The sequence below is a fragment of the Shinella sp. M31 genome (assembly GCF_049199205.1).
GTDB lineage: Bacteria > Pseudomonadota > Alphaproteobacteria > Rhizobiales > Rhizobiaceae > Shinella.
This window is the reverse complement of sequence record NZ_JBLZPH010000015.1, coordinates 58,476-69,211: the sequence shown is the minus strand read 5'-3', so window position 1 is coordinate 69,211 and position 10,736 is coordinate 58,476. Positions and strand designations below refer to the sequence as shown.

Annotated in this window: 11 protein-coding genes and 1 pseudogene; 5 read left to right on the top strand and 7 right to left on the bottom strand. The window is 57.1% G+C overall.

Annotated elements, in window-relative coordinates:
• Positions 1–67: 67 nt before the first annotated feature.
• The 3 genes from ACOZKU_RS03095 to ACOZKU_RS03085 all read right to left on the bottom strand — a co-directional run bounded on the left by ACOZKU_RS03095 (position 68) and on the right by ACOZKU_RS03085 (position 3,874).
• A complete protein-coding gene (locus ACOZKU_RS03095; RefSeq protein WP_421577614.1) occupies positions 68–835 on the bottom strand; it encodes a metallophosphoesterase in 768 nt (255 codons plus the stop codon).
• Between the two features lie 126 nt (positions 836–961).
• Complete coding sequence (locus ACOZKU_RS03090; protein ID WP_421577613.1) at positions 962–1,411, bottom strand: hypothetical protein; 450 nt, start codon at positions 1,409–1,411, stop codon at positions 962–964.
• A gap of 525 nt (positions 1,412–1,936) precedes the next feature.
• Positions 1,937–3,874 carry an AAA family ATPase gene (locus ACOZKU_RS03085; protein ID WP_421577612.1) on the bottom strand — a complete coding sequence of 646 codons (1,938 nt, stop codon included), beginning with the start codon at positions 3,872–3,874 and terminating at the stop codon, positions 1,937–1,939.
• A gap of 618 nt (positions 3,875–4,492) precedes the next feature.
• Between ACOZKU_RS03085 and ACOZKU_RS03080 the strand changes: the two genes are divergently transcribed.
• The gene (locus tag ACOZKU_RS03080; RefSeq protein WP_421577611.1) at positions 4,493–4,903 is read left to right on the top strand and encodes a hypothetical protein; all 411 of its coding nucleotides are present in this window, start codon (positions 4,493–4,495) and stop codon (positions 4,901–4,903) included.
• Positions 4,904–5,580: 677 nt separating this feature from the next.
• Positions 5,581–5,763 (top strand): hypothetical protein, encoded by a 183-nt coding sequence (locus ACOZKU_RS03075; RefSeq protein WP_421577610.1) that lies wholly within the window; start codon positions 5,581–5,583, stop codon positions 5,761–5,763.
• A gap of 79 nt (positions 5,764–5,842) precedes the next feature.
• Here the strand turns inward: ACOZKU_RS03075 and ACOZKU_RS03070 are convergent, their stop codons facing one another.
• The 3 genes from ACOZKU_RS03070 to ACOZKU_RS03060 all read right to left on the bottom strand — a co-directional run bounded on the left by ACOZKU_RS03070 (position 5,843) and on the right by ACOZKU_RS03060 (position 9,357).
• The gene (locus ACOZKU_RS03070) at positions 5,843–7,789 is read right to left on the bottom strand and encodes a calcium-binding protein (protein WP_421577609.1); all 1,947 of its coding nucleotides are present in this window, start codon (positions 7,787–7,789) and stop codon (positions 5,843–5,845) included.
• Between the two features lie 197 nt (positions 7,790–7,986).
• Positions 7,987–8,397 carry a hypothetical protein gene (locus ACOZKU_RS03065; RefSeq protein ID WP_421577608.1) on the bottom strand — a complete coding sequence of 137 codons (411 nt, stop codon included), beginning with the start codon at positions 8,395–8,397 and terminating at the stop codon, positions 7,987–7,989.
• 219 nt (positions 8,398–8,616) lie between these two features.
• Positions 8,617–9,357 carry an N-acetylmuramoyl-L-alanine amidase gene (locus tag ACOZKU_RS03060; RefSeq protein WP_421577607.1) on the bottom strand — a complete coding sequence of 247 codons (741 nt, stop codon included), beginning with the start codon at positions 9,355–9,357 and terminating at the stop codon, positions 8,617–8,619.
• Here ACOZKU_RS03060 and ACOZKU_RS03055 point away from each other — a divergent pair.
• The 3 genes from ACOZKU_RS03055 (at position 9,356) to ACOZKU_RS03045 (ending at position 10,327) form a co-directional block, all read left to right on the top strand.
• The gene (locus ACOZKU_RS03055) at positions 9,356–9,598 is read left to right on the top strand and encodes a hypothetical protein (protein ID WP_421577606.1); all 243 of its coding nucleotides are present in this window, start codon (positions 9,356–9,358) and stop codon (positions 9,596–9,598) included. The genes ACOZKU_RS03060 and ACOZKU_RS03055 overlap by 2 nt on opposite strands.
• Positions 9,599–9,786: 188 nt before the next feature.
• On the top strand, positions 9,787–9,984 hold the full coding sequence (locus ACOZKU_RS03050) for a hypothetical protein (RefSeq protein WP_421577605.1): 198 nt from the start codon (positions 9,787–9,789) through the stop codon (positions 9,982–9,984).
• A gap of 130 nt (positions 9,985–10,114) precedes the next feature.
• On the top strand, positions 10,115–10,327 hold the full coding sequence (locus ACOZKU_RS03045) for a hypothetical protein (protein WP_421577604.1): 213 nt from the start codon (positions 10,115–10,117) through the stop codon (positions 10,325–10,327).
• 187 nt (positions 10,328–10,514) lie between these two features.
• Here the strand turns inward: ACOZKU_RS03045 and ACOZKU_RS03040 are convergent.
• A pseudogene (locus ACOZKU_RS03040) lies at positions 10,515–10,736 on the bottom strand (hypothetical protein); the annotation flags it as partial.

The following is a 10,736-nucleotide window of genomic DNA, read 5'->3' as shown; positions in this document are numbered from 1 at the left end:
ACTGACGGCCGTCGCGTCACTGCCTGCGACGGCGAATCGACTGCCCGCCAAGCAACCCGCGCGAGCGTCAGATTTCAATTACTAAACTCGGATCGAAGCCTGTGGCCTCCCCCGGATAACCACGTGGGTTGCAAACGATCCGAGTAACCCCGAGCATGTAGTCCAGTCTTTGGTGCACATGACCATGGACCCACAGGTCGGGCTCTGCTTCCCTGACGAAGTCATCGCAGTCCGAAGCGTAGCACGGCGCGAGTGGGTCATCTCGGAACCATCGAGAAATCGACCTCGATGAGGGCGCGTGATGGGTGACGACAACCTTTTTCCTGACATCGGTCCGATGAAGGCTCTCCGTCAGGAATTTCATGGAGGCATCGTGCCTCCGGTATGCATGAATGGGTTTGAATTTTTTGAACGGCTGTTTGGACAGATTGACGCGCTTGTAGTCGTTTATGTCCTTTTCGGCCCACCACATGGAAATTTCGGGATTGTGATCAAATAGCCGGAAGTCAGTCCAAAGGGTTGCTCCGGCGAAAAGTGCGTCGTCAATGACTACATCACGGTCGTCGAGGAAGTGGACGTTCGGATAGCGATCGCGCAACGCATTCGCCGCGGTAATGCTGTCCGTTAGGAAACTGCGGTAGAACTCGTGGTTTCCCGCGACGAAGACGACCGGCACTTTCGGACTAATGCATTTCGCAAGCCACTCAATGCTGGGCACAACGCCTCTGTCGAGGACGTCGCCCGCGCAGACAACGACGTCGATGTCGTCTGGTGGAGTCGCGGTGAACGGTCTGTCGAACTCGAGATGGATGTCTGAGAAAACCCAGATTTTCATCGACTTAGCACGGACTGTGCAGCGGGTAACGAATAGGTCGCGCTTATGGGTATTGAGGTCATCTATATCTCCAAAGATTGCGGTGGCTGTGCCGACAGCGCGCGATCTGTCCACTCTTCAGCAAAATCATTGATTCAGAAACGGAGCGTGCGGCAGATATCGGGCCGCAAACTGTCGACGCATGTTGATCGACAGCGCATCATATTCGATCAGGAGCGTCCTCACCGACTCCTCGACGGAAAGCCATCCGCAGTCCAGACGCCATCGACGATGGAAAACCCGATCAAGACTGTGACTGCTCCAAAACCTGAGAGACTTGAGCGCGTCTTCTCGGGTCTTGGTTTTCGGCGCGATCTGGAGCCACTCCACGATACTCTCTTCGGTTATCACCGCAGTCTTCTCGATCTTCTCCGCAATGTCGTCGGGGACGGTTGCTACGGCCGCGTCCCGAGCCCGTATGAACCGGCGGTCTTTCGTGTAATCAACGCCCCACTCTGACGGGTTGTCACGCCAGAATATTGTTTCGGCGCGCTCCGTCCATCGAGCGCCAAGAACAAGGTCGAGGCTTTCGAACACTCGGAACGCCTCCCGAGCCAAGTATGCAGGGCCGCTGCCATGATCCGCCCGAATATTCGGACGTCGAAGTCCCGTTGGATTAGGTCGGTCGCGCGCTCCTGTGAAATGTCGATACTCGAGCAAGCTTACTTGCGCTGCCAAGCAGACGATCACTGTCGCGACATCGTCCAATCGGGGGAGGATGCTAGGCAGTGCAGGCTCTGGATTAACTTTTATGCCACCGCTGCCATCAAGAACTGCTTGGCCGAGTGCGACTAATGCCTGACAAGCAGATTGAAGAGCGTCGATATAGCAATGGTTCCACTGATTGGCAGCCAAGTCCGGTAGGGCTGCCCACAGGAATTCGACCACGGGATCGAACCACTTGGGAGGCGATGGGAGTTGAGTCCCGCCGCCACGATCAGAAACCTTTATCCGCCTACCCAATGGTTTTAAAGCCGGCATCATCGAGCATCTCGCCGAGCGAACCCGCATACGGCTTATTCGACGCCGGCCGCCGGCCGGCTGAGGTTGTTCGTTTTGCCATCACGTTCCCGTCCTGAGCTGTGTCTTAGCAAGGCTGACGACCGAGCGCCTGTCGCCTTGCAACACTTGGACGACTTCCTCTCCGGTCATGGTAGGACTATCCATCAGTCTATCCACTAGCGCGTCCAGCGCAGGACGCTGCCTTCGAATGATAGACCTCGTCCTTGCAAGCTCGCTCTCCAGCAACACGTGGACCTGTTCTCGGAGTTCCGGAGTGTATAGCCGCATCCTCGCGAACTCGTCCGGACCGGGAATCTCCACCGCGAGCGTGTGGCCCATACCGGTCGTACCCTCGACCATCGTTGCAAGATCGGTCGCCCTGTTCAGGTCTGCCTCACTTGAGCCCGAGGCTCCGTCCGCGAAGTTTCCGAAGACTTCCATCTCGGCGGCGATACCACCCAGGAAGATGGCTATCGTGTCGAGATAGGTGGTCTTGGTTCTGACCCGTACCTCCGGGAGCGTGGTCTCGACGGTGCCAAGCACCCGCCGCTCGCCGCTGATCCTCCATTTCGAGATCGTGATGCCTGAGACTTCATGTCCAATCTCATAGCCGATTAAGGCATGGCCGGCCTCATGGACCGCTATCACCCTGACATAATCTTCTGGAAGCTTCTCGGTAACGGGGAGCTGGTCGAAAATGTGGAGCGCGCTAAAGCACTTACCTTGACGGCGGGCCGCTCGTTTCGCATCCCTGACAAGACGCTCGAGCTCCGCACCCGAAAACCCTTCGGTAGCGAATTCGAACATCTCCGCGTCTGCGGACGACAGCTCGATTCCAGTGTGAAATTTCAGAATGCCGCGGCGAGAAGGGCCATCCGGAAGCGTTAGCTCCAAATGCCTGTCGAGCCTTCCTGCCCGCAGAAGAGCGGCATCGACGAGCCGAGGGTGGTTGCATGCAGCAACAACGACTACGCCCTCTCGACGTTCAAAGCCATCGAGCTGCTCAAGCGCACCAGCAATCACGCCGTTGTGGTAGCCCGCGTTCCGGTCAGAGGTAGTCCGTTTTCCCAAGGTGTCGAATTCATCGATGAATAGGACCGATGGTGCATTATCGCGCGCCGCCTTGAAGGAAGCGCGCATGGCTTTAAGGTGCGCATCAAGCGCGCCGGCTTCTTGCCATTTAGAAACCGAGCCGTAGATGATCGGTACTTTGCAGGAGTTGGCGAGTGCTCTCGCGAACAGCGTTTTCCCAATGCCTGGAGGCCCGGAAAGCAAGACGCCGGCATCGACTTCGTTCCAGCCGATAAGCCCGGATTTGTAATCTGCGAGGTCTTTCGCGAGATTACGTCCCCACTCCACAGCAGGTCCAAGGCCGTGCATGTCCTCAAGTGTCGGAGCATCATTGTGTCGGACTCTGGCAGACTCGACCTCTTTGAGCCTGGTTGTCTCGCGTCGAAGGCGTTCCAAACCTTGGACCGGACCACGCCGATCCTGAAAGGCGGAATGCAGCCTTGCCCACGGTGCCGAGATTAACAGCTCGACGAGTTCGTCGTTGACCGGAATTCCGGCCCGCCGAAGTGCAGCCCTTGCATGCGCCGGAGACCGAGGCCCGATTTCGATCACGGCATCCGAAAACAGCCGCTCATCGTCAGTAAGCCGGTAGCCCGGCGGCGATAAAAATATGCCACGCCCATTCTTCTCAGCAAGCGACTGGTCACGAAATGGCGAACTGGACCACTCGAAGATGTAGGTCTTCCACTCGGAGGACTTCCAAATCTCCGTCGCAAACACTTGAGCTGCCTTCGAGTGGATGGGTTGGTAATAATCGCCTTTGAAGATCAGCGTCGCTATGAATTTCCGTTCTATTCCATTCCAAGGTCGCAATGCGGCCGCGACGGCGCAATACGCCATGTAGACCGGCACAGTGACGTAGCGCCACTCGCGAGTTCTCGTATTCCAAGGCACGCGTGATCGCTTGCCAGACTCAGGGTTCGGCATGAGACATCCTAAAATTTGACGAGTTCAGGCCTCTGCTAGGCCTATGTAGGAATGCTTACCTGACCATTGGCAGGTCCATGCAGTTTCCGGCACGAGAAGCTTCACTTGAGCCCGGCTTCTCATCCGAGAATAGGAAGACATCGTTTGGGACGTCTGATCGACTACCTATCATTACTGATCCCTTGAACCGCCAGGCCGTGCAACGATCGGCTCAAGAAGAACCAGCTTCCGCCCAGGACTGGCGACTTTGCATCAGCGGGTTGGTCGATATCTTCCCCGCCGTCAATCAGACTACAATGCTGCTGGGCAAGCAGCCATCGCCCGTCGGCGGTGACCTGTGGCAGACGCGAATCACTTGATGCCAAGATAGGCTCCATTTCTTGGCTTTTTTATCATCCTAAAGGAAGTCTTATAGACTACCTATGGGATATTAAAAGACCCTATGCGGTAAAAGTTGACAATTTTTCCGGCGGGCGGCTTCTCGCATGAATGAGGTTACCTGCTCCACCGGAAGCACTCAGGGTCGCACGTGCATTAACGGGGTTTTCACAGCAAGAAGCCGCCGATCTCGCCGGCGTCACAAGGCGGTACATCTCGACCGCCGAAACGTCGGAATCTATGTTCGACCTCAATCTCGCGCTGATCGACTTTTACATGTCCCGTGGGATTGAGTTTCTGGGAGAAGCTAAGATCGGAACAGGGGTCCGCGGTGCAGGCGCAAAATGGAGCGCTCCTGGATCGGTGGACAACCCGGAAGAGCGATTGCGATTCCAAACCGAAGACGTTGGGATATCTTTTCCAGCCGCCAGAGCTCTCCTGAACAAAACGCAAAAAGTCATTGCAAGCGAAACCGGGTTGTCCGTTGCGACAGTGAAAGCTTTGGAGCGCGGGGACCATTGGACTGACTCGTCAATGACGCTGCAAGGCTACTACGAACGGAACAACGTTGAGTTCCTCGGGTGGAGCGACGCCGCGACAAAACGCTACTATGGAGTGGGCGTGCGTTGGCTCCCAAGCCTGTCTACGTAATCGAGCGCGAGCTTCCTGGCGCTCGCGGCACCATGCCACCTTTATTGCCACGTATGCTCACGTGGTGATGTAACGGTTGCCATCCCAGTGACCAAGCTAAAGCCGAAGCGCCTCGCAGGCTCGTCGAAAAGGACGGGCCAATGGGCCCGGCATTTGTTTTGTATACGGCCGAACGGACCGCCAGACGGAAGGTCGCTGGTCCGAACGGCTCGTATACCTAAACGGAATCCGCCTGACCGGCGGATACTTCTTTGTTTGATAAGCCACTCGTGCCTGTCCCTGTAAAGGCACGCTCGCCGCAGGGGCTCGCTCTGCGGCCTTGACAGGGCCATTCACTCGTAGCGTCGGCTTGGGAATAGCAAGGCCAGGTGTGGCCTTGCTGCCCATTGATAACTGGAGAACCAATTGCCGTTAGAGGGTGGGGCAGTAACTACCAGTAAAGTACGCACCGCTATGAAAAGAGCACCAGATTCCTAATCTGGGGGTCCCGCGTTCGAATCGCGGCGGGATCACCAATGAAATCAATCGCTTAACTTGAGATTCGGGCGCAAAACCATGTGTCGCGCGTTGACGAGAATTTCCCGGTTTTACAGTGTTTTTCAGGCGTTAGCGCGAATTCGTTGGCGCATGAATGGCACATGAAGTCGGTCGCTCCCATCAGCTAAATACACGATAGGATGCCGATCATTCTGGACCCGGCTGTTTTCGATACCTGGCTAGATCCGGCCACGCCAGTTAAGGACCTCATCGGCATTCTTGGCCATCACCTAAACGCTCAGATGCGGATGCGTCGGGTGAGCCGTGAAGTGAAAAAGGCCACCTTGCAGGGCCGGGCAGAGCCGATCGTCAATTCGCTTTGAGGAACATGGATGCTGGGAAGAGCCGCGCAAGTGCTTCGATGGGCGGAGGAGAGCAGTCCTCCGCCCACTTCCCGGAGGCTTAAAGCAGGAAGTCGCTTTGGCTTAGGTCGAGCGTTCCCTTTATTTGAACGACGAAATCTGAGCTCCCATCGCCGTTGACGTCACCATAGACGAACGTATCTCCGTTCTTGTGGTCGAAGCGCAACTCGCCGGCCGTTCGAGAATAGCTCGAAACCAGTGTAAAAGCGTCATTCGCCGTTGTACCCTGGTCGGCGTCAACGCCTCTGAGATCGATCTTGTCTCCCTGCGCCTGGTTGAAGTCAGTAATCACATCGCGGCGCGTGGTAGACGCGAGGCTGTCACCCACAGAGTTGAAGTCAAACGTATCGGCTCCCGCCCCGCCCGTGAGGACATCGCCGCCGGCGCCGCCGGTCAGGGTATCGGTGCCTTGACCGCCGGAAAGGGTATTACGCGTACCATTGCCGATTAGCGTATCGGAGAACGATGAACCCGACAGATTTTCGATAGACGTATAGATATCGCCTGCAGCATCGCCAGTGTTAACAGCCGCATTGGCAAGAGATGCGACAACGCCTGCTTTGGCCGAAGCATAACTGGCGGTGTCGTTTCCGATGCCGCCGTTCAATCGATCGGCCCCCGTTCCCCCGTCCAGCACGTCGTTACCATCTTGGCCGTAAAGCGCGTCAGTCCCGTCACCGCCGCTAAGCGTATCGTTCCCGAGGCCTCCACGTACGCCGTCGTTACCGCGATATCCAGACAGGGTGTCATCGCCTGCACGCCCATCGAGCTGATTGTCTGCACTGTTACCGAATAGTGTGTCGGCGAAGGATGTGCCGGTCAAATTCTCGATCGAGACGTAGGTATCGCCCTGCGCTTCGCCTGTGTTCTGCGAGACGTCAATCAAATTGGCTGTTACGCCGGCCAGAGCCTGGGTATAGGAGGCAGTGTCCGTTCCGGCCCCTCCATTGAGTACATCGCCCCCGGCCCCGCCAGTCAGAATGTCGTTGCCATCCTGACCATACAATTGGTCGGCGCCAGCACCGCCATACAGTCGATCCTTGCCGCCGCCGCCGAGGAGCGTATCTGCACCTTGTTCTCCGACCAAGAGATCGTCGCCACCGCGACCATCGAGAGTGTTCGCCGCCGAATTTCCACGAAGCGTGTCCGCGTACTGTGAACCAATGAGCCCCTCGATTGAGACGAAGGAGTCCCCTTGCGCTTCCCCGGTATTGATCCCGGGATTTGCCAAGCTCACCGTAAGACCGCCAGCGGCGTTGGTGTAGGATGCTGTGTCGTTACCAGCGCCACCATTTAGGGTGTCGGATCCCTTACCGCCGTTAAGTATGTCATTCCCATCCTGGCCATAGAGCGCGTCGTTCCCGGCGCCGCCATATATCCGGTCGTTACCAGCCAAGCCCCGCACGGTATCGTTACCGTCCATGGCGTCGATAACGTCGCCTGCAGCAGTCCCGATGATCGTATTATCTCCGCTGTCGCCAACCATGGTGATCGGGACGCCGTCCGTGAGTTCGGCCAACCCTGGAGTCGCCAACAGATGCAGATTCGAGATCGCCGTCTCATTGGCGTCTCCGAGCAGCAGTGAGAGCAACGGATTGGTCAAGGCGTCAAGCCCGAGACCGAGGATATCGAGGCCACTCCTTGTCCCGAAGTCAACTTCAAGTGCTTGGTCGAGATCAATGGAGGCGTAGAACTGACCGTTCTGCTCAATGATGATCTTGTCGTAACTCCCGCGGGCACTGTTGGTAGCGGTAAGCAGCCCGCCGTCGACATCAAGTTCCCACTCGCCCAGATACCGGAAAGTAAAGTTTCCAGCCTCGAAGCGGTATTCGTTGTAGGTCGTGGTCACCTGCCCGACGCCCAGAACAAGCGAGCCTGTTTGAGACGTTTGTCCGGTGAACTGCTCATTCGTGGACTGCGTGCCGCTCTGTACCCAGAAGTCGTCGCCGTCCACGGAGACACCTGATGCAACCTTTATCGTAGCCATTTTAAGAACTCCAATCTGGTTGAACTGCACCAGAGGAGTTAGCGCATTCTCTGATTGATCAATGGCGAATTGCACACGAAAAGCGCGAATGGCTAATCATCGGTTTGCAACGGCTGAATGTTGTTCTATTTTGCTACTTCACCTTCTGCGAGTGGGCATCCACGCTTAGCGCCTAAGCTCGCCGCTCTGCGCGGCCTCTATACGCTGAAGAATCTCACGACGACCTTGATATCGCCGGCCTGCTGGCTGACGAGGTTCTGAAGGTCGCGAATGGCAGTGGCGGTCGACGTCGTTGATTGCTCGGTGACCGTCACGCGGTGGGCAAGGTTTTCGATCTGCGATGTGGCCTTTCGCGTATCCGCCTCAAGGCTGCGAAACCGCTCCTCAGAGCGAGCCTCTCCCGCCTTCACCTCGACGAGCCGCTCCTTATGCAGTTGCTCATGTCCAGCGCGCCAGGTTTGCAGATCCTCAATATCGCGGCTCTTATCTACCCAAATCGTCACACCGCCGATGCACATGCCGACGAGAGTTATGAGCTGGATGACCGTGTTCAAATTCCATTCTAGCGTTCTTGCACGTGTAATGCCCATGGTCTTCTCCTCGGTCATCCGCTCTTCCTGAATGCGTCGTGTGGTCAGCTGGCATTCTTCGGCGCGAGATAGGTCAGCACGGCCGGCAGACCGATCGTGATGGCATAGAGGGCGAGATAACCTTACCAGGGCGTGCCCTCGGGCATGAACGGCAGGCCGATAGTGCCGGTTGCGGCGCCGCCGGCAGCAGCAGCGATGGCTTTCGAAATCTTGTCCATGATCATTTCCTTTCAGGTTTCAGGCCGCAGCCTTGGCTTCGAAGATGGAGCGGAGGCGCGCGACCGTCGGCGCGTCGAATTCGCCGGACTGATCCAGCCCGGATGCGAGCTGGAAGGCTGTGATCGCCGCCGTAGTCTTCCTGCCAACAATGCCGTCGATGGGGCCGAGCACGTAGCCGCCGCGCGTCAGGAGGCGCTGAAGGTAGGCGGCACGCGTATCCGGACCCTCAAGCACCGGCGCGCTCCCGGGCTCAAGCGTGATCGTCTTCCAAGTGCCCTTGATGTCGGCCACCGGCAGGCCGTGTTCCGCCGCCCAGGGGATGACGTCGAAGCACGGGCAGGCCTTGATGTGCTCGAAGGGTTCGATCACGCCATTGCCGTTCTTGTCGGGTGACAGATCGCGGTGGCCGCACCATTTGATGTCCGGGAAGTCGGCGGTCAGTTCCTTCATGCGCTTGTAGAGCGTGGCGAGCTGCGCATCGCGGATCGTGTTGAAGTCCGGCTTGTTGGAAGCATTCACGCCGCCGACCATCGAAGTGCCGTAGGAGATCGAGTTGAAGCCGGCAACGTGGGCGCCGATCGCCATCTTGCCCCGGCCCATCTCGGGCGGGCCGTTGGGATTGATGATCTCGTTATAGCCGATGTCGGACCAGCCTTGAGCCTTGTGGATTGCCCGGATGCCGGCAGCGCCCTTGTCCCAGCCCGGAGGCGTGGCAGTGACGTGCACGACCCCAAGCGTGGTGCGCTTGCGGTTTGCCATGATCGATTTCCTTGATGGAGAAGGTTTAGTTGCCGGTGGTGCCGCCAGGCGGCTGTGGAGGCCGGAACGAATAGGCCTTGCGGGCGTTCTCGTGCTCGATCACCGAGTCAGCGAGGCGGCCATGAATAACAAGTCACGGGACCAGATTGAGCGAGACAACACTTTGATTGCGGCCGGCGCGCTGATTGTCGCGGCAGCGATCGTTATTGGCTTTCCGCCTTGGCTTCTTTTCGGCGTCTAAAGTCGGATAGACCTCAGCAACGCGGCAAGCGTGATTAAGCGCTCCTGCACCTGCAGGGTCGCGATCCACCAATTCACGGGGCTGCCTTAGTGACGTCAAAGTCGCTTGGAACAAAAAACTCCCTCATTCTCATCTCACGTCACGCTTTCGAGCTTCAATTTTATTTCAGAGATTTAGGAGTTATTAATATGGAAAATAATAATATTTCCGAGACCCAATTGAACGGAACTGAGGAGCAGGCTGAAATCCTGCCCAACAAGCCCATCTTCGATGACGAGCCGTTGGCAGAGTTGGCCGCGGAAATCGAAGAAGAGAGAATTGAGCAAGAGGAATACGAAAAGGCTGTCGCCTATTTTCGCTCGGGTCCGATGTACATCAAAGATTGAGCCTGTCGTTAAGGCCGATCGCAGCAGAATAATGTGCACTTCATAACCGTGTATGGCCCGGCTGGCGGTATTTCCCGCCGCATGCCCGCTCGCGGGTCACTCCAACACCGGATAAACGAAGAGGGTTCAAATGGCCTGGCTGCAACTTACTACGGATAACGAAGAGTCTGTTCTCATCGACAGCGAAAAAATTCTCCAGATCAAGCGACACGCAAAAGGGTCGCATATCACCATGACCACGATCCTTCCCAACAAGGATGGCAAGCCTTCTCTGAAGTCCCTCGTAATTTCGCAGACCATCGAAGACATCGCCAAGGCACTGAAAGCGACCGCTGTTCGGTAATGATTACCTGAGGTGATTCCTGACGCTTGTGCGGATGCCGAATCCACCAACTATAACGTTAAGCCGCTGCTGACGGCCGTGTGGAACTCCGTAAACTGAGCCTAAACTTCGGTATAGAGTTCTACTGACGTCAGATTGCCGAGATAGACGGCGACGCCGATCAACAGTCCGAGCTTGGCATAGTGGCCTTGTGGGTGATCTGCACGAGGCCGCGGCCAAACCACGATTTCCCATCAGGGTGTTTCCGCCAGTATGTCGTGTTGACCCATGGGAGCTTGCCCCGCATCCAAGAACTCTCCAGAGCCCGGATCGCGCCGGCATCGGTCGTGGCGAGAGTTTCGCGTACCGCCTGCATGGTGTGCGCACTCTCGTGGTAGGCGGTGGCGAGGATGTAGGCGAGGTGCTGGAG

What these genes read in the sequence shown, in the direction of transcription:
- ACOZKU_RS03065 (WP_421577608.1), bottom strand. Translation starts at nt 8,397, where the DNA reads ATGACCGAGGAGAAGACCATGGGCATTACACGTGCAAGAACGCTAGAA.
- ACOZKU_RS03070 (WP_421577609.1), bottom strand. Translation starts at nt 7,789, where the DNA reads ATGGCTACGATAAAGGTTGCATCAGGTGTCTCCGTGGACGGCGACGAC.
- ACOZKU_RS03045 (WP_421577604.1), top strand. Translation starts at nt 10,115, where the DNA reads ATGGCCTGGCTGCAACTTACTACGGATAACGAAGAGTCTGTTCTCATC.
- ACOZKU_RS03060 (WP_421577607.1), bottom strand. Translation starts at nt 9,357, where the DNA reads ATGGCAAACCGCAAGCGCACCACGCTTGGGGTCGTGCACGTCACTGCC.
- ACOZKU_RS03085 (WP_421577612.1), bottom strand. Translation starts at nt 3,874, where the DNA reads ATGCCGAACCCTGAGTCTGGCAAGCGATCACGCGTGCCTTGGAATACG.
- ACOZKU_RS03075 (WP_421577610.1), top strand. Translation starts at nt 5,581, where the DNA reads ATGCCGATCATTCTGGACCCGGCTGTTTTCGATACCTGGCTAGATCCG.
- ACOZKU_RS03095 (WP_421577614.1), bottom strand. Translation starts at nt 835, where the DNA reads ATGAAAATCTGGGTTTTCTCAGACATCCATCTCGAGTTCGACAGACCG.
- ACOZKU_RS03050 (WP_421577605.1), top strand. Translation starts at nt 9,787, where the DNA reads ATGGAAAATAATAATATTTCCGAGACCCAATTGAACGGAACTGAGGAG.
- ACOZKU_RS03055 (WP_421577606.1), top strand. Translation starts at nt 9,356, where the DNA reads ATGATCGATTTCCTTGATGGAGAAGGTTTAGTTGCCGGTGGTGCCGCC.
- ACOZKU_RS03080 (WP_421577611.1), top strand. Translation starts at nt 4,493, where the DNA reads ATGTTCGACCTCAATCTCGCGCTGATCGACTTTTACATGTCCCGTGGG.